We start from the raw sequence: 21,131 nt of genomic DNA, 5'->3' as shown, positions 1-21,131 counted from the left end.
AGCACCCGGGGCAGGAGCAGGACGGTCCCGTGGGGGCTCGGGCACGGCGACGCCCGGCCCTCGGGGCGAGGACCGGGCGTCACCGCTCGGGGTGCGGACGCCGGGTGCGGCCTCCTGCTGTCTAGCCCTTCGGCCGGACCGCAGTGGACCCGTCCGACGGCTCGTTGCCGAGGAGGTGGAGGGTGCCGCTCTTGCGGTCGGCCAGGTACTCCTTCATGTCCCGCTTGATGACGGGCAGCAGCAGGTAGACGCCCAGCAGGTTCACGAAGCCGCAGACGAACAGGGCCGCGTCCGCGAAGGAGATGACCTCGCTGAAGGTCAGCACGCATCCCGCGATGGTGAAGAACAGGTAGATGCCGCGGAAGATGTTGTCACTGAGCCGGCTGCGCCCGAAGAGGTACTCCCAGGCCTTGAGCCCGTAGTAGAACCACGTGATCAGGGTCGAGAAGGCGAACAGCACCACCGCGACGGCCAGCACGACCGGGAACCAGGGGATGACCGTGGCGAACGCGTCCGAGGTGAGGATCACTCCGTCGGGGGCGCCCTCGCCGGCCTGCACCTGGTCGATGCCGGCCTGCAGGCTCGGCGCGCCGGCGATGATGATGGCCAGGGCCGTCATGGTGCAGATCAGGACCGTGTCGACCAGCGGCTCGAACAGGGCCACGAAGCCCTCGCTCACGGGACGGCGGGTCTTCACGGCCGAGTGGGCGATCGCGGCCGAGCCCAGGCCGGCCTCGTTGGAGAACGCGGCGCGCTGGAAGCCCACGATCATGACGCCCAGGATGCCGCCGGCCATGCCCTCCGGGGAGAACGCGCCGTCGATGATCGAGGCGAAGGCGGCGGGCACCTGCCCGATGTTGACGAGGATGACGATCAGGCACGCGGTGACGTAGACGGCGCCCATGGCCGGCACGAGCCGGCTGGTGGTGGCGCCGATCGACTTGATGCCGCCGATGATGACCAGGCCCACGAGGAGCGCGAGGACGATGCCGAAAATCAGGGCCGCACCGGCGCTGCCGAGGAAGCCGTCGGCGCCGCCGGTCACGTTCTGCACCTGGGCGAAGGTCTGGTTGGCCTGGAACATGTTGCCGCCGGCCGCGCCGAAGAACAGGATCGCCACGGCGAAGACGCCGGTGAGGATCTTGGCGGGGATGCGCCCGAACTTGCCGAAGGCGATGGGCAGGTACCGGAACGGGCCACCGCTGACGGTGCCGTCGTCGTGGACCTCGCGGTACTTCACGCCCAGGGTGCACTCGGCGAACTTGGTGGCCATGCCGAGCAGACCGGCACAGATCATCCAGAACGTCGCACCGGGGCCGCCGAGGGCCATCGCGGCGCCCACGCCGGCGATGTTGCCCAGGCCCACGGTGCCGGACAGGGCGGAGGTGAGGGCCTGGAAGTGGGGGACCTCACCCGGGTCGTCCTTCGAGGAGAACTTGCCCCGCACCACGTCCGCGGAGACCTTCAGGCCCCGGAACTGGATGAAGCCGAAGTAGATCGTGAAGATCACACCGGCGGCGATGAGCCAGGCGACGACGAAGGGGAAGCTGACCCCCGCGATGGTGATGGGGTAGAAGACGATGGTCGAGAAGACCTCGGTGATCGGGGCGAACGCACTGTTGATGGCGTTGTCGATCGCCGCGAGCCACCCGACCTCGGCGGTGACGTTGGTCATGGGTAACGCCTGTGTGATCTGCATCTCACCACTACACCCTGTGCACAGCCGGTTGGCAACAGACACGCCTGTCCTCGAAAGTGCGATCTTGTCGCGGCAACGAGATGTTCACACGCCGAGGCCCCGGTCCGCGCGGCGACGTCTCGTCGTGCGGGCCGGGGCCTCGGGTGGTGCCGGGCGGCATCTTCGTCGGCGCCGCCCGCCGCGAGGTCAGCGACCGGCGCGGGCTCCGCCGGCCAGGAACTGCGGGGAGGTCATGGCGCACACGCGCAGGCCGCGCGCCAGGTCGCTGCCGGCGTGGCGCAGGACGCTGCCGGCGGAGGCGGTGCGGGCGGGGGCGGCGGCCCGGCCGATGGCGGTGAAGAGCAGGGCGGGGAGTCCGAAGACGAAGAGGAGAGCCATGGGGACCTCAAACTTTCTGTGCGCGGTGGCGGGAAGATCTGTGGGGCCGGGGCCGGTCCGCCGGATCCTCCGGCAGGGGGCGGCGCCCCGGTTGACATCTAAAGTCTAACGGACCGATAGTGAGACTTTCAATGTGATTGCGCTCACGAGAGGAGCACATCGTTGCGTCTCGACGATATTGACCATCAAATCATTGCGTGCCTGATGCAGGACAGTCGGGAGAGCTACGCGGCCATCGGCCACAAGGTGGGTCTGTCGGCCCCCGCGGTCAAGCGCCGGGTCGACGTCCTGCAGCAGTCCGGGGCCGTCAAGGGCTTCACGGCGGAGATCGATCCGTCCGTGCTGGGGTGGCACATCCAGGCCTTCGTGGAGCTGCACTGCGACGGCGGCCTGTCGCCGTCGATGATGCGCACGATGGCCGCGGAGATCCCCGAGGTGACCGCCGCGTACACGGTCACCGGGGAGGCGGACGGGATCTTCCTCATCCGCGCCGAGAACACCACCCACCTCGAGGACGTCATGGTCCGGATCCGGGAGTGGAAGGGGGTCAACCACACGAGGAGCTCGGTCATCCTGTCGCATCTGTGAGCGCACCGGGCGTCGCTCTGTGATACTGGGCGCACATCATCGTCGTCAGGACAGCGAGGGCCGGGACATGGATCAGCAGACGGACGCAGTGATCGTGGTGGGGGTCGACGGGTCCCCGCAGTCCGTGGCGGCGCTGCGCTGGGCCGCGCGCCTCGCGCCGGCGTACGGGGCGGTCGTCAAGGTCGTGGGGGCGTGGGAGAACCCGCCCGAGTACGTGAACTTCGTCCACTTCAAGGACGACCACTTCGACGAGCTGGCCCGCCAGCGGGTGGATCGGGCGGTCCAGGAGGCCTTCGGCGAGGACGTGCCGGCGGGCCTGAGCACCGTGGTGGAGTTCGGCCACCCGTCCAAGGTGCTGATGCACCACTGCGAGGGGGCCACGCTGCTCGTGGTGGGGCGCCGGGGTCACGGCGGGTTCAAGGGTCTGCTGATGGGCTCGACGAGCTCCGCCTGCGTGGCCCACGCCCCCTGCCCGGTGCTCGTCCTCCCGGACCACGAGGCGGACGCCGAGCACCAGGAGCAGGCGGGCGTGTCCGGACGGACGAGCTGAGCACGTCCTCCTCCGGGCCGGATCGGGCCGGGCCGTCCGGTCCCGGCGGCGGCCGGGCGGGTGGTCGGCACGGGCCGTCCGGCCGATCCGGCGCACCTGTGGGCGTGCCGCCCCGGGCTCTGTGATACTGATCACGCCAAGGTGATCACTCGAGCAAAGGACCAGGCATGGACAACACCACCGCAGCAGCGATCGTCGTCGGGGTCGACGGCTCCCCGCAGTCCGTGGAGGCCCTGCGCTGGGCGGCGCGGATGGCGCCCGTCCTGGGCGCCGGCATCCGGGCGGTCGGGGCGTGGGAGTACCCGCCCGAGTACGCGGGCTACGTCCCGCTGGGCAGCGACAACTTCGACGAGGTCACCCGCAAGCGGGTCGACAAGGCCGTCCACGAGGCGTTCGGGGACGACCTCCCGGCCGGGTTCAGCACCTCCGTGGTGTTCGGCCACCCGTCCAAGGTCCTGGTGCACGAGAGCGAGGACGCCACGATGCTCGTGGTCGGACGGCGCGGTCACGGCGGTTTCCGCGGGCTGCTGCTGGGCTCGGTCAGCGCCGCGTGCGTCTCCCACGCCTCGTGCCCGGTGCTCGTGATCCACGAGGACCCGGCCGAGGAGCGGGGGGCTCAGGGCCGGCCGGAGTAGTAGCGGCCAAGGACCTCGTCCCGGTACTCGAAGTAGGTCCCGTCGGCCATGGCCTCGCGGGCGCCGTCCACCATCCGGACCACGAACCGTTCGTTGTGGATGGACGTGAGCGTGGCGGACAGGCGCTCCTTCGCCTTGAAGAGGTGGTGCAGGTACGCCCGGGTGTAGTGGGCGCACGTGTAGCAGTCGCAGTCGTCGTCGATCGGGGCGAGGTCCGTGCGGAAGCGGGCGTTGCTGACCGTGAAGCGGCCGTCCGGGGCGTACACCGCGCCCGTGCGGGCCACCCGGGTGGGGGAGACGCAGTCGAAGGTGTCCGCGCCGTTCTCGAGGGCGGTGAAGATGTCGTCCGGCTCCGAGATGCCCAGCAGGTGCCGTGGGCGGTCCTCGGGCAGCTCCTCGGTGCACCAGCGCACGATCGTGCCGAGGTTCTGCTTCTCGAGGGCCCCGCCGATCCCGAAGCCGTCGAAGTCCATCGCGGCGAGGTCCCGGCACGCGCGGCGGCGCAGGTCCTCGTACTGGGCGCCCTGGATCACGCCGAACAGGGCCTGGTACGGCCGGCCGGCGCGCTCCTCGGTGAGCCGGGCGTGCTCGGCCACGCACCGCTGCGCCCACCGTCGCGTCCGCTCCAGGGAGGTCTCCTGGTAGCCGCGGGAGTTGTGCAGCGTGGTCAGCTCGTCGAAGGCGAACATGATGTCCGCGCCCAGCCGGTGCTGCACCTGCATCGAGATCTCCGGGGTGAACCGGTGCACGTCCCCGTTGATGTGGGAGGTGAAGGTGACCCCGTCGTCGTCGACGCGCGCCAGGCGCTCCTTGCCGGTCGCGACGTCGTCGTCCCCCGCCCCGCCGGCGGTGGACATGTCGATGACCTTCCGGAAGCCGGAGCCCAGGGACATGACCTGGAAGCCCCCGGAGTCCGTGAAGGTGGGGCCGGGCCAGTTCATGAACGCGCCGAGCCCGCCCGCGGCGTCCAGGACGTCGGCGCCGGGCTGGAGGTAGAGGTGGTAGGCGTTGGCGAGCAGGGCCTGCGCGCCGAGCTCGGCCATGGACTCGGGCAGCACGGCCTTGACGGTGGCGGCGGTGCCGACCGGTACGAAGGCGGGGGTCCGGATCGTCCCGTGCGGGGTGGTGATGGTCCCGGTGCGGCCCCGGAACGGGCCGCCGTTGGCCTCGACGCGCCGGCCGGGGACCGCGGCGGTCTCGGCGAGGCGGTGCTCCAGCTCGAAGCCGAAGGCGGAGCGGGCGGCGGGGTGGGGGCGGGTCTGGTCCGGTGCGGGCACCCCACCATTGTGGGGCATCCCCGGTGGGCGGGGCGCCGGCGGGTGACGGACCTCATGGCCGCGGCGTGCCCGGCCGGGCCGGGCGGGCCGGGCGGGGAGCCCGGCGGGCTTTGATGGAGGGGTGCCCGCGTGGCCGGGGCGGAGCACGGTCCCGCACCGTCCGACCGGTCCCGGCGAGGAGCCCCCACCCACCCGGAAGACAGGCGGTCGTCGACCCAGTGAGCCCCAGCAACCCCGTGCGCCAGCTCTTCACCCTCCACCCGCCGCAGCGGGACCACGTCCCGGCGGCGCGCATCGCGCTGTCGATCGCCGTCCCGCTGGTGCTGCTGGTGCTGCTGGGCCGTGCCGACCTGACGATCTACGCGGCGTTCGGCGCGTTCACCGCGATCTACGCCCGCCACGAGCCCCTGCGCGAACGGGTCCTGCACCAGTCGCAGGCCGGGCTGATGCCCTGCGCGTGCGTGGGCGTCGGCTCGCTGCTCGCGAACGCGGCCGCCCCCGAACCCGTGGTGCTGGCGGTCACCGCCGTCACGGCCGGGCTCGCGGCGGTGCTCGCGGCGTTCTGGCGGCTCCGGCCCGCCGGATCCCTGTTCTTCGTCTTCGCGGTCGGTGCCATCGACTCCCTGCCCGGGGCGGTGCCGGTGTGGCTCGCCGTGCTGATCGCCGCGCTCTCCGCGGGGCTGTCCGTGCTGCTCGGCTGTGCGGCACGCTGGGTGGGCGAGGGGTGCACCGGCCCTGTGGCGGCGGTGCCCCCGCCGCCCGGCCCGAGCGCCGGTCAGCTGTGGGTGCACGGCGCCCGGTTCCTCGTGGCGACCTCGGCGGCCGGTGCGCTCGGGGCGGCCAGCGGCCTGTCGTACACCTACTGGGCGATGGTCGCCGCCGCCGCCCCGATCGCGGCCCCCGACCTGACGGCCCGGCTGCAGCGGGGGGTCCACCGCGTGGTGGGGACCCTGGGCGGGGTGGCGGTGACCGCGTTCCTGCTGTCCATGTCCCTGCAGCAGTGGCACGTGGTGGTGTTCGTGATCCTCTTCCAGTTCCTGGCCGAACTCTTCGTGGGCCGCAACTACTCGCTGGCGCTGCTGTTCATCACGCCGCTCGCCCTGCTCATGACCCAGCTGGCGCACCCCGTGGCGACCGGGACGCTGCTCCAGGCCCGGGCCGTGGAGACGGTGATCGGGGCGGCCTGCGGCCTCGTGGTCGTCCTCGTCCTGCGCACCCGCCGGGAGCGGGAGGCGGACCGGGCCGCGCGGGCCGTGCTCCTCCGGGCCGGCGGCGCGCCGGAACGGCGGTGAGTCCGCGGCGTCCTCAGCGTCCCCGGCCGGCGTGGGCGGGCGTCCTCAGCGGCCCCAGCCCGCGTGGGCCACGGCCTGGCGCACCAGGTCCCCGCGTCCTCCCGCGAACTCGGCCTGGACCTCGGGGCTGAGCGCCTCCTCCGGGCTCAGCCAGGACAGCTGCAGGGCGTCCTGGCGCGGGCTGCACTCGCCGCGCACCGGGACGATGTAGCTCAGCGCCACGGCGTGCTGGCGGTCGTCGGTCAGGCCCGTCTCGGACGGGGACGGGAAGAACTCGGCCACGGCGAAGGGCGTGGTGGACACCGGCAGCTGGGGGAACGCCATGGCGCCCAGGTCCTTCTCCAGGTGGCGCAGCAGCGCGGCCCGGATGGTCTCCCGGTACAGCACCCGCCCCGAGACGAGCGTGTACATCATCTCGCCCTGGGGGGTGGCCTGCAGCAGCAGCCCGATCTCCGAGAGGTAGCCCAGCGGGTCGAGCCGGACGGGCAGTGCCTGCACGTAGACCATCGGCAGGCGGCGGCGGGCCTCCTGCAGATCGTCCTCGTTGAGCCAACCGGGGTTCGGATCGGGGGTGCGGAGGAAGTTCATACTGCTGTTCTATCCCAAGACCCGGGGCGGGGCCACGGTCGCCGCCGCCCCGAGCGGCCGGTTCAGCGCACAGCGGAGCCGGGGTCCCGGCCGCCGGTCACGGGCGGGCGAGCCGGGCGGCGGCCTCCAGGACCGTCCACGCCTGGACCTGGGTGGAGAGCTCGACCGGCACCCCGGGGCGCTGCGACTCGTCGGCGTGCCGCGCCGGGTCCGGGGAGAAGATCGCCACCGTCGGGCCGCCGCCCGCCGCGGCCGCACCGCCCGGGGCGCTGAAGTCCACCGCCGGGTCGAACTCCCGCCGGCCCGCCCACAGGGCGTCGGCGGTGCCCTCCACGAGCCCGGCCGCGGTGCGGCGCGCCGCGACCGGCAGGTCCGGGTGCAGGGCGGCGGCGGCGAGATAGCGGGCCAGGATCCCGCTGAACAGGCCGGCGTCCCCGCCGCCGTGGGTGCGCAGGACGGGGCGCCCGTCCAGCTCACGGCCGTACTCCTGCGCGGCGCCCGCCACCACGTCGGCGGCCGTGCGCAGCAGCTCCGCCCGGTCCGGAGCGCTCGTGCCCGGGGCGTCCGCCAGCTCGAGCAGCGCGCCGAGCACGGGGCCGGAGTTGTAGCTGAACAGCCTCTCGTCCAGGCGTGTCACCTCGGCGCCGGAGCCGGCGGCGACCAGGCGCAGACCGTCGCGGAAGACCTTCCGCTGCGGGTCCCAGAGCACGTCCCGCAGCCAGTCGAGCACCGCGCGGGCCTGCTCCGGACGGTGCGTGCGCACGAAGCCCAGCGCCGTGGGCGCCGAGGACGCCGTGTTCTTGACGTCGTGGCGGGTGTTCCAGAAGACGCCGCCGCCGAGGTCCCCGGTGTGGCCCTGCTCGAGCCGGGCGAGCAGGGCGCTGCCCGCGTCGAGGCACGCGACGTCCGCCCGGCCCGTCAGGGCCCGGTCCAGCCCGGCGAGACGGCCCACGGCCAGCAGCAGCCACGCCATGTCGTCGTAGTAGGAGTTGCGGGTCACCCGGCCACCGCTGCGCAGGGTGATGCCGCGCAGCAGCCGGTGCCCGTCCCGGCGGAACTCCCGGGCCCGGGCGGGGTCGTCCCGGTGCCGCAGCCCCGCGTCCACCAGGGCGTCGAGCAGGTGCGCCTGCCACCAGTAGTGCCAGGGGGCGCCCGGCGACGCGGGCCGGGGGTGGGCCGGGGCGCCGAGCAGCGTGCCGGGCACCCCCAGCGCCCGCCCGGTGAACAGCTCCCGGACCGAGCGGGCGGCCAGGTCGGCGCGCGCGGCGGCCCGTCCGGGGACGCCTGCGGCACCGGCCGGGCCGGCGGCGTCGTCGGTCGCGGTGCGGGGCGCGGCGCTCGCGCCGGTGGTCGTGGGCATGCGGGGACTCCTGTGCTGGTGGGGTGAGGTGCTGCGACCGAGCCTAGGCGCTCGCGGGGGACTGCGGCCCGCCGCGCTCGCGCGCCGGGCCGAGGAACAGCCGCCGGTGCAGGGTCTCGGCCGGTCCGGGCACGCCGCGGCCCGCCAGCGCGGCCGCGCCGAGCAGCGTGACCAGCCACACGGCGGAGCCGAGGAGCAGGGCCGCGGTGGGGGTCAGGGAGCGGCCGAGCCCCAGGGCGAACGGGGGCAGCAGCACGGTGAACAGCACGGACTGGGCGAGATAGCCGCTCATCGACCGGCGGCCGAGCGCCTGCAGCGACCACAGCGCGGGGTGCTCCCGCGCCCGGAGCGGGCCGGGCGCGGCGCCGGGGGCGGGGCGCAGCACCCGCTCGCAGACCAGCGCCACCAGGAGCGCGTAGCCGATCCCCTGCGCGGCCCCCGTCACCGCGTCCGCTCCGGTGAGCACGGCCCCGGCGACCGGGGAGGGGTCGAGCCGGTCCGTGGTCAGGAGCCCGGTGCCGGCGCCGGTGAGCAGCCCGAGGCCGATGCCGGTCAGGGCGGTGGCGAGCAGCCGGGCGCGGCGGGGCCCGGGGTCCTCGAGCACCCGGTAGCGGCTCAGCGCCAGGCCGAGCAGCAGCATGGGCAGCAGGCCCAGCAGCTGGAGCGGGGCCAGGGTCACCACGCTCAGCCCCTCGGCGAGCCCGAGCGCCAGCCGCTCCGGGAGGGAGTCCGCCACCAGGCTGGGGAAGGAGGGGGTGCCCGGTGTGCGCACCGCCCAGCTGGCCGCGCCGTAGAGGACCATGAGCACGGAGCCGAGGGCCGCGAGGACCACCAGGGTGAGCGTGCTCTCGGCGATCAGCACGGCGAGCAGCAGCCCGCCGAACGCGTAGGCGGTGATGATGTCGCCCGGGAAGAGCAGGCACGCGTGCACGGCGCCCACGAGCAGCAGCCACCCGTAGCGGCGCAGCAGCAGCCGGCGCGCCCCGGGCAGGGGCGTGCCGCGGGCGGCCTCCCGGGCCGCGATCTGGCCCACGCCGTAGCCGACCAGGAACGAGAACAGCGGGAAGCCGCGGCCGTCCACGAGCATCGACATGGCCATGTTGACCACGTCGTCGGCCGTCCAGGCCGCGGTGTCCGCCCCGGTGCCGAGGGTGCGCTCCCGGGGGCCGTCGGTGGGCCCCGCCGCCCAGATCCACACGGTGATGTTGGCGACCGCGATGACCCAGAGCATGAGCCCCCGGGCCACGTCCGGCGCCGGCACGCGCTGCCCGGGGCGGGGACCGCGCGGAGGCCTCACGCGGGGTCCCCGGCCGTCAGGGCGCGCCGGCTCTCGAGCACGAGCGGCTCGCCGGTCACGGGGTGGACGAGGGCGATCCGGCGGGCCAGCAGCTGCAGGGGCCGCCCGGGGTCCTCGGCGCCGGCCGGGCGCACGTGCGGGTAGAGGGGGTCGTGGCGCACGGGGATGCCCAGCCCGGCCAGGTGCACCCGGATCTGGTGGGTGCGCCCGGTCTCGGGCCGCACGGCGTAGCGGGCCCACGTGCCCTCCGCGTCCGTGAACGGCCGTCCCACCTGCTCGACCGTGGTCCGCGCGTTGACGGGACCCGGGACCTCCCGCGCCTGCAGGCTCGTGCCGTCCTTGACGATGCGGGACTCGACGAGGCGCGGGAGGCGCAGCCCGGGCCGGTGCCCGGCCACGGCCTCGTACTCCTTGGCCACCGCCCGCTCCTGGAAGAGGACCTGGAACCGGGCGCGGGTGCCGGGGTCCCGCGAGAGCAGCAGCACCCCGGCGGTGCCGCGGTCGAGCCGGTGCAGCGGGGAGAGCCGGTCCTCCCCGCGGGAGCGGCGCAGCTTCACGAGCGCGCTCTGCGCCACGAAGCCGCCGCGCGGTGTGGTGGGCAGCCCGTGGGGCTTGTCGACCGCCAGCAGCCACCGGTCCTCGTGCAGCACCGGCAGGTCACCGGGCAGCTCCGGCTCCACGGGCAGGGCGCGGTGGTACCAGACGGAGCCGCCGGGGCGGAGGGGGGTGTCGCGGGCGAGGGGCCGCCCGGCGTCGTCGACGATCCCGCCCTCGGCGAGGAGCGCCTCGAGCTCCGGGGCGGCCGCGGGGAACCGGCTCAGCAGGTAGCCGAGCACGGTCCCGGCGGGCTCCCCCGCGGTGGCCGGCAGCCGCACCCGGACCGGGTCCACCCCGTCCCGTAGGGGCAGGGGGGCGGAGGAGTGCCGACGTCGTCGCATGATTGTTGATCGTGCTCCGCCCGCGCCCCGTTGTCCACTCGGCGGGCGGCCGTTCCGCGGGCCCGCCGGGCCTGCCAGAATGGACGGGCAGCCCACCCGACCGCCGACCGGAACGAGGCCCATGGCCACCGAAGAGGTCGTCCTCCTGGACGACGCGCACCGTCCCATCGGGACCGCCCCCAAGTCCGGGGTGCACACCACGGACACCCCTCTGCACCTGGCGGTCTCGTGCTACGTCCTCGACGACGACGGCCGGCTGCTGCTCACCCGCCGGGCACTCGCGAAGAAGACCTGGCCGGGGGTGTGGACCAACAGCTTCTGCGGCCACCCGGGCCCCGGCGAGGGGTTCGTGGAGGCCATCGCCCGCCGGGCGGGCCAGGAGCTGGGCTTCGCGGTGACGGGGATGACGGCGGTGCTGCCGGACTTCCGCTACCGCGCGGTGGACGCCTCGGGGATCGTGGAGAACGAGTTCTGCCCCGTCTACGTGGCCCGGGCCACCGGCCAGCCGCGGCCGCTGCCCGCGGAGGTCGCGGAGGTCGCCTGGATCGCCCCGGAGGAGCTGTTCACCGCGGCGGAGGCCGCGCCGTTCCTGCTCAGCCCCTGGCTGCTCGAGCAGGTCGCGGACGAGCGGCTGCGCGCGGCGCTCACGGGACCGGCGGCCCGCCGCCCGTAGCGGCCGGTCCGTCCTCCTGCTCCATCCGCTCGGCCAGCTCGGCGGCCACCGTCTCGAGGGCGGTGCGCAGCGCCAGGATCGCCGGCCGGTGCGCGCTCGACCCGCGGATGGAGGTGAACACCGTCCGCCGCGGCCCGGTGGGCAGGTCCACCAGCCGGCAGGGCGAGGGCCCGCCCGCCCACATGAGGTCCGGCATCAGGGCCACGGCGTTGCCGGACTCCACGAGCCGGGTCTGGGCCTGCAGGTCCGCCGTCGAGAACCGGACGTCCGGCTCGAAGCCCGCCCGCCGGCACAGCTGCTCACCCCAGTGCCGCGAGGCGGCTCCGCGCGGTTCCATGACCCACGGCAGCTCGCGGGCCTCCCGCAGGGAGGTGACGGACGCGTGCTCGGGGCCGGGCGGCACGGCCAGCCGGATGGCGTCCGTGATCAGCCGGCGCCGGTCCAGGTCGGGGTGGTGGGCGGCGGCGTGGCTGGGGTACTGCTCCGCGACGACGACGTCGAACTCCCGGGTCCAGGTCTCGTAGAGGGCGCGCTCCGGCTCCGCCTGCACCATTTCGATCCGCACCTCGGGGTGCGCGCGGCGCATGGTGCCGAGCACCTCCGGGAGCAGCGCCAGGGCCGCGGACTGGAACACGGCGACCCGCACGGTGCCGGTGACCGTGCTCAGGGACGCCGCGAGGTCCGCCTCCATGCGCTCCAGGACGTCGAGCAGCTCCGTGGTGCGCGCCACCAGGATCTCCGCCTGCGGGGTCAGCTGGACCCGCCGGCCGGACTTGGACAGCAGCGCCACCCCGGCCTCCTTCTCCAGCGCCGAGAGCTGCTGGGAGACCGCCGAGGGGCTGAAGTTCAGGGCCGCGGCGACCTCTGCGAGGGTGCCCCTCAGCGCGAGTTCCCGCAGCAGCCGCAGCTTGCGCACGTCCAGCACGGCGCCGCCCCCAATACGTCAGTCCAGCTGATGAATGATCTGTGGAAAACATCACTTTATCCGAATCGTGCTGGGCCGCATAGTGGAGCTACCGCAGTGCTTTCCACCCAATCCAGGGAGTACCACCCATGACGACGATCCCCGTCCCTCCGGCAGCGCAGGCCGCGGGCCTGCCCGAGAGCGGACGCACCCTGCCCCACGCCGCCATTCCGGCGTCGCTGCCCGAACAGGCCGTGGCCACGGTCCGCCGCTGGCTCACCGAGGCGGAGGAGTTCCCCCAGGACGCCTCGGGCGAGCAGCTGGCCGGGGTGCTCCAGGACCCCAGCGGCCTGGACTTCACGGTGGGCTTCGTCGACGGCGTCATCCGCCCCGAGGACGTCCGGGTGGCCGCCCGCAACCTGGCCCGGCTCGCGCCGAACGTCCCTGCCTTCCTGCCGTGGTACCTGCGCTCCGCCGTGCGCGCGGGCGGGGCCCTCGCCCCGGTCGCCCCGCAGGTCGTGATCCCGGCGGCCCGGCGGGCGCTGCGCGAGATGGTGGGCCACCTCATCGTGGACGCCAGCGAGGCGAAGCTGGGGAAGTCGATCGCGAAGATCCGCAAGGACGACGTCCGGCTCAACGTGAACCTCCTGGGCGAGGCCGTGCTCGGGGACCACGAGGCCGCCCGCCGGCTGCGGGGCACCCACGACCTGCTGGCCCGCCCCGACGTCGACTACGTGTCCATCAAGGTGTCCTCGACCGTCGCCCCGCACTCGGCCTGGGCCTTCGACGAGGCCGTGGACGAGGTCGTCGAGAAGCTCTCCCCGCTGTACGCGCAGGCCGCCTCCTTCGCCACCCCCAAGTTCATCAACCTGGACATGGAGGAGTACAAGGACCTGGACATGACCCTCGAGGTCTTCACCCGGATCCTCGACCAGCCCCGGTTCCGGGACCTCGAGGCCGGCATCGTCCTGCAGACCTACCTGCCCGACGCCCTGGCCGCGATGATCCGCCTCCAGGAGTGGGCCCGGGGCCGCCGCGCCGCCGGCGGCGCCCCCGTGAAGGTGCGCGTGGTCAAGGGCGCCAACCTGCCCATGGAGCAGGTCGAGGCCTCCCTGCACGACTGGCCCCTGGCGACCTGGGGCACCAAGCAGGACTCGGACACCCACTACAAGCGGGTCCTCAACTACGCGCTGCAGCCCGAGCACGCGGACGCCGTGCGCATCGGGGTGGCCGGGCACAACCTCTTCGACATCGCCTTCGCCTGGCTGCTGGCCGCCGAGCGCGGCGTGTCCGGGGCCGTGGACTTCGAGATGCTCCTGGGCATGGCCACCGGCCAGGCCGAGGCCGTCAAGCGCGACGTCGGGTCCCTGCTGCTCTACACCCCGGTGGTGCACCCCGCCGAGTTCGACGTGGCCATCGCCTACCTGATCCGCCGTCTCGAGGAGGGGGCCTCCCGGGAGAACTTCATGTCCGCGGTCTTCGAGCTCGCCGACGACGAGGAGCTCTTCGAGCGCGAGAAGCAGCGCTTCCTCGCGTCCCTGGCGGGCCTCGACGACACCGTTCCGGCCCCCCACCGGGTCCAGGACCGCCGGCTGCCCGAGCCTCCCGCCCCGACCGACGCGTTCGCCAACACCCCGGACACCGATCCGGCGGTCGCCGCCAACCGGGACTGGGGTCGGGCGATCCTCGACCGGGTGCCCGGCTCGACGGCCGGTGTGCGGACCGTCGCCGCCGCCGCGCTGCGCACGGAGGAGGAGCTCGACCGCGTCATCGACGCGGCCCTCGAGGCCGGCCGCGGCTGGGCCGCGCTGACCGGTGCCCAGCGCGCCGAGGTGCTCCACCGCGCCGGCGACGCCCTGGCGGCCCGCCGTGCCGAGCTGCTCGAGGTCGCCGCGGCCGAGGCCGGCAAGACCCTCGACCAGTCGGACCCGGAGATCAGCGAGGCCGTCGACTTCGCGCACTACTACGCCGAGCGCGCCCGGGAGCTGGACGAGGTCGACGGCGCGTCCTTCGTGCCCTCCCGGCTCACCGTGGTGACCCCGCCCTGGAACTTCCCGGTGGCCATCCCGGCGGGCTCCGCCCTGGCGGCCCTGGCCGCCGGGTCCCCGGTGGTGTTCAAGCCCGCCGGCCCCACCAAGCGCTGCGGCGCGGTGGTGGCGGAGGCCATCTGGGAGGCCCTGGACGCGTCCGGGATCCCCCGCGAGGTGCTCGCCCTCGTGGACCTCGAGGAGCGGGCCCTCGGCCGCCAGCTGATCTCCCACCCGGCGGTGGACCGGCTGATCCTCACCGGCGCCTACGAGACCGCCGAGCTCTTCCGCTCGTTCCGCTCCGACCTGCCCCTGCTGGCGGAGACCTCGGGGAAGAACGCCCTGATCGTCACCCCGAGCGCGGACTTCGACCTCGCCGCCAAGGACGTCGCCTACTCGGCGTTCGGCCACGCGGGCCAGAAGTGCTCGGCCGCCTCCCTGGTGATCCTCGTCGGCTCCGTGGCGCAGTCCCACCGCTTCCGCAACCAGCTCGTGGACGCCGTGACCTCCCTGACCGTCGACCACCCCACCAACCCGGCCGCGCAGATGGGACCCCTCACGGAACCCGCCGAGGGCAAGCTGCTCCAGGCCCTCACCACCCTCGAGGAGGGGCAGTCCTGGCTGATCGAGCCGCAGCAGCTCGATGGGTCCGGCCGGCTGTGGACCCCGGGCGTGCGCACCGGGGTGCAGCGCGGGTCCGAGTTCCACATGGTGGAGTACTTCGGCCCGGTGCTCGGCGTGATGACCGCCGAGACCCTGGAGGAGGCCGTGGCCCTCCAGAACGAGGTGGAGTACGGGCTCACGGGCGGGCTGCACTCCCTGGACCCCGACGAGATCGGCTACTGGCTCGAGCACGTCCAGGCCGGCAACCTCTACGTCAACCGGCACATCACCGGGGCCATCGTGCAGCGTCAGCCGTTCGGCGGCTGGAAGAAGTCCGCGGTCGGTCCCGGCACCAAGGCCGGCGGCCCCAGCTACCTCATGGGCCTGGGCGAGTGGGAGCCGGCGCCCCTCCACGGGGAGGGGCTCCCCGTGGCCGACGAGGCCGTCGTGGAGCTGCTGCAGGCCGCGCACTCGGGAACGGCCGATCTCGACCCGGCCGAGGCGGAGGGCCTCGAGCGGGCGCTGCGCAACGACGAGGCCGCCTGGGCCGAGGAGTTCGGCGTGGCCCGGGACGTCACGGGGCTCCAGGCCGAGCGCAACGTCTTCCGCTACCTGTCCCTGCCCGTGACGGTGCGCCTGTCCGAGGGCGAGCCGCTGGCGGATCTGCTGCGCGTGCTCGCCGCGGGGCTGCGGGCGGGCTCCGGGCTGACCGTCTCCTCGGCGCGCGAGCTGCCCGCCACGGTGCGCGCGGTGCTGACCGACCGCGGCGTTCCGGTGACGGTGGAGGACGACGCCGCCTGGCTGGCGGGGGCCCCGGCCCTCGGCGGTGGCCGCGTCCGCCTGATCGGCGGGGACCGCGCCGCGCTCATCGCCGCGACCGGCTCCCGCCCGGACCTCGCGGTCTACGCCCACCCCGTCACCGGGGCGGGCCGCGTGGAGATGCTGCCGTTCCTGCACGAGCAGGCGGTGAGCATCACCGCCCACCGGTTCGGCACCCCGAACCACCTCACGGACGAGCTGATCTAGCTCCGGACCCACGGCGGCCCCGGGCCGCGGACCCGTCGTCCGCGGCCCGGGGCCGCCGTGCTGTGCGGTGCGCGGCCGGGGCGCCGCGGCGGCCGTGCCGGTCGCACGGCCGTGCCGCGGGCTGCTCCGGTCCGCGCAGGCCGGCGACGACGGGCTGTGACGACAGGCCGTGACGACAGGCCGTGACGAACGGCGCCGCCCCCGGCGGATCGGCACGGGGGCGGCGCGCTGGGAGTCCGGCCGGCGTCCTCCGGTGTCCCCCCACGTGCAGCGCACATCGGACCCGTCGGCCGGCCGCGACTCGACGGAACCAGGGTACGGACAGGTCACCCGCCGACCCTCATTTCGTCAGCAAGCTCACAGTCCGGGGCCCGCGCCGCCGCTCAGTAGGCGGTGCGCGCGGCGTTGCGGGCCCACGCCTCGAACGGCGCGGTGCGCTCGTCGAGGGCCACCGGGAGCACCGGCAGGGACCGCTCGTGCTCGGGCCGGGCGAAGTACTCGTAGAACTCGGCGTCGTCGAAGCCGCCGGACGCGGCGTCGTGCCGGTCGGCGGCGAACCAGACCGCGTCCAGCCGGGCCCACAGCGAGGCCGACAGGCACATCGGGCACGGCTCGCAGCTGCTGTACAGGGTGGCGCCGGAGAGGTCGAAGGTGCCGAGCTCGCGGCAGGCCGTGCGGATCGCCATGACCTCCGCGTGCGCCGTGGGATCGTTGTCGGCCGTCACCCGGTTGACCCCGGTGAAGCGGCGGCCGTCGGCGGCGACGACGACCGCCCCGAAGGGGCCGCCGTCGTCGGCGGCGTTGCCGACCGCCAGCTCGATGGCCTCGAGCAGCAGCTCACGGGTCTCGGGGGGGCGGGGTGCGGTCTGTGTCCATGGGGGTCTCCCGGGGTGGGCGCGCGGACCGCCGCGGAGCGTCCCCGGCCGGGCGGGGGCGCGCGCCGGGGAGGGTCGCTGCGGGGTCGGAGGTGCGGGTCCGCCCCGGTGGACGGCCCGGACGCCCGGGCCCGCCGTGGGCTTCTCCAGAGGCTACCGAGCAGTGTGCTCGACCACAACGGGAACGACGACGGGCGGCGGCCCGCCCGGTCTCAGGGGGTGCGGTCGGTGGCCAGGGGCAGCTCGTGCAGACGCCACTCCAGCAGTCCGTCCTCGAGCCGGTGGGCCCGCCGGCCCCGGGCCCGCAGGAGCGCCACGGCCTCGTGGGCGAGCACGCACCAGGCGCCCCGGCAGTAGGCGACGACCTCCTGCCCGGCCGGCAGCTCCTCCAGGCGTGCCGGGAGCTCCTCGAGCGGGATCGAGACGGCGCCGGGGATGTGGGCGGCGGCGTACTCCTCGGCCGGGCGGACGTCCAGGACGACCACCTCCCCGCGGGAGGCACGGCCCAGCAGCTCGTCGCGAGGCACCTCCCGCTCGGGCCCCTCTCCGTGACGGGGCACGGGGACGGACCCGAGGTAGTCCTCGCGGGCCCGCTCCACCGCGGCCACCCGGTCCCCGGCCACGCTCCGCAGCTGCTCGTAGAGGCGTGCCACGTCCAGGCCCGCCAGGTCCTAGTGGATCCTCGTGCCCTCCCGGCGGGTGGTCACCAGCCCGGCGTGCCGGAGCACCTGCAGGTGGGCCGAGGCGGAGTTCGGCCTCACCGGCTACACGGTCATCCTCACCTACGTCGCCGCGTTCGGGATTACCAAGGCGGCCGCCAACTGGTTCGCCGGCACCCTCTCCGACCGGTACGGGCGCAAACCCGTGCTGCTGGCCGGGTGGCTCTTCGCGGTGCCCGTGCCACTGATGCTGATCTGGGCTCCGAACTGGGGCTGGGTCGTGGGGGCCAACGTGCTGCTGGGGATCAACCAGGGTCTGACCTGGTCGACCACCGTGGTGATGAAGATCGACCTCGTGGGCCCGGCCCGGCGCGGCCTGGCGATGGGGCTCAACGAAGCCGCCGGCTACGGGGCGGTGGCCGTGACCTCCCTGCTGGCCGGGTACCTGGCCGAGCAGTACGGGCTGCGCCCGGCCCCCTTCCTGCTCGGGCTGGCCTACACCGCCCTGGCCCTGCTGCTGTCCGGGGCGTTCGTGCGGGAGACCCGCGGCCACGCGCTGCTCGACGCCGGCCGGCACACCCCGCGCGCCGACGGGATGCACGACCACCTGCACGCGCAGCTCACCGACCGCCAGATCGTGGCGCAGACCAGTCTGCGGGAGCCGGCCCTGTCCTCGGCCAGCCAGGCGGGCCTGGTCAACAACCTGAACTTCGGGCTGTCCTGGGGGCTGTTCCCCCTGCTGTTCGCCACGGCCGAGCTCACCGTGGCCCAGATCGGTCTGCTCTTCGCCCTCTACCCCGGGGTGTGGGGGATCGGGCAGCTGGTCACCGGAGCGGCGTCGGACCGCTTCGGGCGCAAGCACCTGATCACCGCAGGGATGGCCACCCAGGCCGCGGCCCTGGCCGTGATCGCCCTGGCCGACGGCTTCGCCGGCTGGGCCACCGGCACGGCCCTGCTGGGGGCCGGCACCGCAATGGTCTACCCGACCCTGCTGGCGGTCGTCGGCGACGTCGCCCATCCGGTGTGGCGCGGCCGGGCCGTGGGCGTCTACAGGGTCTGGCGGGACCTGGGGTACGCGGTCGGGGCCGTCCTGGGCGGGATCGTGGCCGATCTCCTCGGCCTGCATGCGGCCGTCTGGACCGCCGCGGGCATCAGCGCCGTCTCCGCCGTGGTCGTGGCGGTGCGGATGTACGAGACCCGTCGGCCGGCCGTGCCGCGGCACTGAGACCACCGCCCGGGGTGGGCCGGGAACGACCCCGTCCGCGACGCCACCGTGCTGCCGGTCGGGCGGGACCGGAGGAGCTCCCGCGGGGCGGGCGGCCTCGGCCGCGGGGCGGCCGGTCGCTAGAGTGGGAGACACCCACCCGCCGCGCCGGGCTGCCGCCCCACCGGGCCCGGACCGGCCGGTCGCCGCACCGGCGACCCGGATCCCGAGCCCACCAGGAGGGCCCCCCTCCCATGGCCGACCTGTTCGACTTCAACCACGGCGGCGCCACGCACCCGGGCGCCCGCGCCGCCGTCCACCCCGGCGCCGATCCCGGCGAGCACGTCGTGCTGTACACCGTGGTCGCCGAGACCGAGGACCACATCGTCCTCGACGACGGCTTCACCTACGACAAGCGCACCGGCGTGGTGCAGGGACCCGCGGGGCGCCGCACGCTCCAGAACCGCGTGGCGGCCACCGAGGGCAGCGCGATGTTCGCCGCCTGGGCCCGGCTCGCCCGGCCGCCCCGCCGGCCGGCCCCGGACGGCGTCCCGGGCGTCCGCCCGGCACCGCGGGGTGCGCCGGGGCGAGGTGTCCGGGCGCTGCTGCACCGCCTCGGCCTCCGGTGACGCCGGCGGCGACCTGCCGGGGAGGCGACCCGGCCGCGTGCGGTGCGGGCAGGCCATAGGCTGGACGGCGGACCTGTCCACCCGTTCCCCGAGGAGTGCACCGTGCCCCTGATCCAGCGACACCTGTTCGGTCCCGGCCCGTCCAATCCCTATCCGGAGGCCACGGCGGCCCTGGGCCACCCGCTGCTCGGGCACCTGGACCCCGCCTTCCTCGAGGTCATGGACAGCGCCTGCGACGGCCTGCGCGCGGTCTGGGGCACGGAGAACCGGCGCACCCTGCCGCTGAGCGCCACCGGCTCCGCCGGCATGGAGGCGGCGTTCGTCAACACCGTGGAGGAGGGCGACGTCGTCGTCGTGGCCGTCAACGGACTCTTCGGCGAGCGCATGTGCGACGTCGCGGCCCGGTGCGGCGCCGAGGTGGTCCGCGTGGACTTCCCCTACGGGCAGCCGGTCGACCCGCAGCGCGTCGCGGAGGCGCACCCGGCGCCGAAGATCATCGCGGCGGTGCACGCGGAGACCTCCACCGGCGTGCGCTCCGACATCGCCGCCCTGGGGGCGCTCAAGGGTGATGCCCTGCTGCTCGTGGACGCCGTGACGTCCATCGGCGGCATCGAGCTGCGCGCGGACGACTGGGGCGTGGACCTCGGCTACGCGGGCACCCAGAAGTGCCTCGGGGTGGCCCCGGGGCTGGCGCCGTTCACGATCTCGGACGCCGCGTTCGAGCGCCGCGTGCAGCACCCCCGCTCCTGGTACCTCGATCTCGGCATGCTCGGCGGCTACGTGGGGGAGGCCCGGGGGAGCGCCCGGACGTACCACCACACCGCGCCGACGGCGATGATCGCGTCCCTGGACGCCGCGCTGCGCCGGATCGCCGAGGAGGGCCTGGAGAACGTCTGGGCCCGCCACCAGGCCGCCGGCGACGCCCTCCAGGCCGGACTGCAGGACATGGGGCTGGAGCTGTTCGCCGCCGAGGGGCACCGCCTGCCCGAGCTGACCACGGTCAGGGTGCCCGAGGGCGTGGACTCCGCCCGGGTGCGGTCCTACCTGCTGGAGCACTTCTCCGTGGAGATCGGGGCGGGGGTGAAGGAGTACGCGAACACGGTGTGGCGGATCGGCCTGATGGGCCCCAACGCGAACCCCGGCTCGGTGGCCCTCGTCCTGGGCGCCCTGCAGGAGGCGCTGCGGAAGGTCCCCGCCCCGGTGTGACCGCCCTCGCCCCTCCCGCCGGCCGCTCCGCGCCCGGCGCCCTCTTCCGAACTCACCGGTTCGGCCCGAGAAGCCGGTGCACCTCCGGGCATCTCGGGCGGAACCGGTGCGTGCGGCGGAAAGGGCGGGGACCGGTCAGGTGAGGTCGGTCTCGGAGCGCTCGATGCGCTCCCCGGTGCCGGGGTCCGCCACGGTGCGCCGGGTGGAGCGGCGCCGGGAGGGCACCGCGGCGCCGATCAGGACCAGCGCCAGGTAGGCGACGCCCACCCAGACGATGATCTGGCCCGCCAGGGCGAGATTGACGGGGCCCACGACGGACGGCAGCGCCAGCCAGAGGATCAGGCCGACGGCGATGGTGATCAGGGGGCCGGCGGGGTTGAGGCGCATGGCGGGTCCTCTCGGGAGGGCGGATGGAGCGCGAATGCGTTAAGTAAAGCAAATCCATGCTCGATCATGGGGGACGCGCCCTGGCCGCGGGACGGGTGGTCGAGGCGGGGCGGCGGTGCTCCGCCGCCCCGCATCGAGTCATGTTCGGTCATGAGCGCACCGGGGCGGCGGGCGCCGGGACCGGTCCCGGCGCCCCGCCCACCCCCGGGGACGTCCCGGGCGCACCGGCACGCCGCGGCGGCGGGTCCGCAGCGCACGGCAGGTTCCCGCCCTGACCTGGGGGGACTCCGGGCCCCGTGCCCGGACGGGGGCGGAAGGCCGTGGCGGGGACCCACC

Annotated in this window: 20 protein-coding genes; 9 read left to right on the top strand and 11 right to left on the bottom strand. The window is 74.6% G+C overall.

Annotation, left to right across the window (positions count from 1 at the left end; genetic code table 11):
* Positions 1-121: 121 nt before the first annotated feature.
* The gene (locus QYM41_RS01030; RefSeq protein ID WP_368797876.1) at positions 122-1,675 is read right to left on the bottom strand and encodes an alanine/glycine:cation symporter family protein; all 1,554 of its coding nucleotides are present in this window, start codon (positions 1,673-1,675) and stop codon (positions 122-124) included.
* A gap of 210 nt (positions 1,676-1,885) precedes the next feature.
* Complete coding sequence (locus QYM41_RS01025; protein WP_368797875.1) at positions 1,886-2,077, bottom strand: hypothetical protein; 192 nt, start codon at positions 2,075-2,077, stop codon at positions 1,886-1,888.
* Between the two features lie 162 nt (positions 2,078-2,239).
* On the opposite strand from QYM41_RS01025, the gene QYM41_RS01020 reads away from it, so the two are divergent.
* The 3 genes from QYM41_RS01020 to QYM41_RS01010 all read left to right on the top strand — a co-directional run bounded on the left by QYM41_RS01020 (position 2,240) and on the right by QYM41_RS01010 (position 3,850).
* Positions 2,240-2,665 (top strand): Lrp/AsnC family transcriptional regulator, encoded by a 426-nt coding sequence (locus QYM41_RS01020; RefSeq protein WP_368797874.1) that lies wholly within the window; start codon positions 2,240-2,242, stop codon positions 2,663-2,665.
* 67 nt (positions 2,666-2,732) lie between these two features.
* Positions 2,733-3,215, top strand: a complete 483-nt coding sequence (locus QYM41_RS01015) for a universal stress protein (RefSeq protein ID WP_368797873.1) — start codon at positions 2,733-2,735, stop codon at positions 3,213-3,215.
* Positions 3,216-3,382: 167 nt separating this feature from the next.
* Positions 3,383-3,850, top strand: coding sequence for a universal stress protein (locus QYM41_RS01010; RefSeq protein ID WP_368797872.1), 468 nt, complete (start codon positions 3,383-3,385; stop codon positions 3,848-3,850).
* Here the strand turns inward: QYM41_RS01010 and tgt are convergent.
* Positions 3,832-5,145: a tRNA guanosine(34) transglycosylase Tgt gene (tgt, locus tag QYM41_RS01005; protein ID WP_438612529.1), complete on the bottom strand. Its 1,314-nt coding sequence runs from the start codon at positions 5,143-5,145 to the stop codon at positions 3,832-3,834. The two genes, QYM41_RS01010 and tgt, sit on opposite strands and share 19 nt — an antisense overlap.
* Before the next feature lie 200 nt (positions 5,146-5,345).
* Here tgt and QYM41_RS01000 point away from each other — a divergent pair, with 200 nt between their 5' ends.
* A complete protein-coding gene (locus QYM41_RS01000; RefSeq protein ID WP_368797870.1) occupies positions 5,346-6,419 on the top strand; it encodes an FUSC family protein in 1,074 nt (357 codons plus the stop codon).
* Between the two features lie 45 nt (positions 6,420-6,464).
* Here the strand turns inward: QYM41_RS01000 and QYM41_RS00995 are convergent, their stop codons facing one another.
* The 4 genes from QYM41_RS00995 to QYM41_RS00980 all read right to left on the bottom strand — a co-directional run bounded on the left by QYM41_RS00995 (position 6,465) and on the right by QYM41_RS00980 (position 10,602).
* On the bottom strand, positions 6,465-7,007 hold the full coding sequence (locus QYM41_RS00995) for an NUDIX hydrolase family protein (RefSeq protein WP_368797869.1): 543 nt from the start codon (positions 7,005-7,007) through the stop codon (positions 6,465-6,467).
* 97 nt (positions 7,008-7,104) lie between these two features.
* Positions 7,105-8,367, bottom strand: a complete 1,263-nt coding sequence (locus tag QYM41_RS00990; protein WP_368797868.1) for a glycoside hydrolase family 76 protein — start codon at positions 8,365-8,367, stop codon at positions 7,105-7,107.
* Between the two features lie 43 nt (positions 8,368-8,410).
* On the bottom strand, positions 8,411-9,664 hold the full coding sequence (locus QYM41_RS00985) for a DUF418 domain-containing protein (RefSeq protein ID WP_368797867.1): 1,254 nt from the start codon (positions 9,662-9,664) through the stop codon (positions 8,411-8,413).
* Positions 9,661-10,602, bottom strand: coding sequence for a pseudouridine synthase (locus tag QYM41_RS00980; RefSeq protein WP_368797866.1), 942 nt, complete (start codon positions 10,600-10,602; stop codon positions 9,661-9,663). The genes QYM41_RS00985 and QYM41_RS00980 overlap by 4 nt, the downstream gene beginning before the upstream one ends.
* 121 nt (positions 10,603-10,723) lie before the next feature.
* Here QYM41_RS00980 and idi point away from each other — a divergent pair, with 121 nt between their 5' ends.
* On the top strand, positions 10,724-11,275 hold the full coding sequence (idi, locus tag QYM41_RS00975; protein WP_368797865.1) for an isopentenyl-diphosphate Delta-isomerase: 552 nt from the start codon (positions 10,724-10,726) through the stop codon (positions 11,273-11,275).
* Here the strand turns inward: idi and QYM41_RS00970 are convergent.
* Positions 11,247-12,200, bottom strand: coding sequence for a LysR substrate-binding domain-containing protein (locus QYM41_RS00970; RefSeq protein WP_368797864.1), 954 nt, complete (start codon positions 12,198-12,200; stop codon positions 11,247-11,249). The genes idi and QYM41_RS00970 overlap by 29 nt on opposite strands.
* A 128-nt stretch (positions 12,201-12,328) precedes the next feature.
* Here QYM41_RS00970 and QYM41_RS00965 point away from each other — a divergent pair, with 128 nt between their 5' ends.
* Positions 12,329-15,835 (top strand): proline dehydrogenase family protein, encoded by a 3,507-nt coding sequence (locus QYM41_RS00965; protein WP_368797863.1) that lies wholly within the window; start codon positions 12,329-12,331, stop codon positions 15,833-15,835.
* 383 nt (positions 15,836-16,218) lie between these two features.
* Here QYM41_RS00965 and QYM41_RS00960 read toward each other — a convergent pair whose 3' ends face one another.
* Complete coding sequence (locus QYM41_RS00960; protein WP_368798137.1) at positions 16,219-16,671, bottom strand: nucleoside deaminase; 453 nt, start codon at positions 16,669-16,671, stop codon at positions 16,219-16,221.
* A gap of 251 nt (positions 16,672-16,922) precedes the next feature.
* The gene (locus QYM41_RS00955; RefSeq protein WP_368797862.1) at positions 16,923-17,363 is read right to left on the bottom strand and encodes a rhodanese-like domain-containing protein; all 441 of its coding nucleotides are present in this window, start codon (positions 17,361-17,363) and stop codon (positions 16,923-16,925) included.
* 31 nt (positions 17,364-17,394) lie between these two features.
* Between QYM41_RS00955 and QYM41_RS00950 the strand changes: the two genes are divergently transcribed.
* The 3 genes from QYM41_RS00950 to QYM41_RS00940 all read left to right on the top strand — a co-directional run bounded on the left by QYM41_RS00950 (position 17,395) and on the right by QYM41_RS00940 (position 20,408).
* A complete protein-coding gene (locus QYM41_RS00950; RefSeq protein WP_368797861.1) occupies positions 17,395-18,594 on the top strand; it encodes an MFS transporter in 1,200 nt (399 codons plus the stop codon).
* A 233-nt stretch (positions 18,595-18,827) separates the two neighbouring features.
* A complete protein-coding gene (locus QYM41_RS00945) occupies positions 18,828-19,202 on the top strand; it encodes a hypothetical protein (RefSeq protein WP_368797860.1) in 375 nt (124 codons plus the stop codon).
* A gap of 102 nt (positions 19,203-19,304) precedes the next feature.
* Positions 19,305-20,408 carry a pyridoxal-phosphate-dependent aminotransferase family protein gene (locus QYM41_RS00940; protein WP_368797859.1) on the top strand — a complete coding sequence of 368 codons (1,104 nt, stop codon included), beginning with the start codon at positions 19,305-19,307 and terminating at the stop codon, positions 20,406-20,408.
* A gap of 135 nt (positions 20,409-20,543) precedes the next feature.
* Here the strand turns inward: QYM41_RS00940 and QYM41_RS00935 are convergent, their stop codons facing one another.
* Complete coding sequence (locus QYM41_RS00935; RefSeq protein ID WP_368797858.1) at positions 20,544-20,795, bottom strand: DUF6458 family protein; 252 nt, start codon at positions 20,793-20,795, stop codon at positions 20,544-20,546.
* Between the last annotated feature and the right edge of the window lie 336 nt (positions 20,796-21,131).

The organism is Kocuria oxytropis (assembly GCF_040981195.1).
GTDB lineage: Bacteria > Actinomycetota > Actinomycetes > Actinomycetales > Micrococcaceae > Kocuria > Kocuria oxytropis.
Note: the sequence above shows the minus strand (reverse complement) of the source record. Positions and strands in the feature narration are given on the sequence as shown.

Bases quoted from the DNA above. Each gene is read 5' to 3' on its own strand.
- QYM41_RS00990 (WP_368797868.1), bottom strand. From the start codon at position 8,367: ATGCCCACGACCACCGGCGCGAGCGCCGCGCCCCGCACCGCGACCGAC.
- idi (WP_368797865.1), top strand. From the start codon at position 10,724: ATGGCCACCGAAGAGGTCGTCCTCCTGGACGACGCGCACCGTCCCATC.
- QYM41_RS00980 (WP_368797866.1), bottom strand. From the start codon at position 10,602: ATGCGACGACGTCGGCACTCCTCCGCCCCCCTGCCCCTACGGGACGGG.
- QYM41_RS00995 (WP_368797869.1), bottom strand. From the start codon at position 7,007: ATGAACTTCCTCCGCACCCCCGATCCGAACCCCGGTTGGCTCAACGAG.
- QYM41_RS01030 (WP_368797876.1), bottom strand. From the start codon at position 1,675: ATGACCAACGTCACCGCCGAGGTCGGGTGGCTCGCGGCGATCGACAAC.
- QYM41_RS01025 (WP_368797875.1), bottom strand. From the start codon at position 2,077: ATGGCTCTCCTCTTCGTCTTCGGACTCCCCGCCCTGCTCTTCACCGCC.
- QYM41_RS00945 (WP_368797860.1), top strand. From the start codon at position 18,828: ATGGCCGACCTGTTCGACTTCAACCACGGCGGCGCCACGCACCCGGGC.
- QYM41_RS00965 (WP_368797863.1), top strand. From the start codon at position 12,329: ATGACGACGATCCCCGTCCCTCCGGCAGCGCAGGCCGCGGGCCTGCCC.
- tgt (WP_438612529.1), bottom strand. From the start codon at position 5,145: ATGCCCCACAATGGTGGGGTGCCCGCACCGGACCAGACCCGCCCCCAC.
- QYM41_RS01015 (WP_368797873.1), top strand. From the start codon at position 2,733: ATGGATCAGCAGACGGACGCAGTGATCGTGGTGGGGGTCGACGGGTCC.
- QYM41_RS00935 (WP_368797858.1), bottom strand. From the start codon at position 20,795: ATGCGCCTCAACCCCGCCGGCCCCCTGATCACCATCGCCGTCGGCCTG.
- QYM41_RS01010 (WP_368797872.1), top strand. From the start codon at position 3,383: ATGGACAACACCACCGCAGCAGCGATCGTCGTCGGGGTCGACGGCTCC.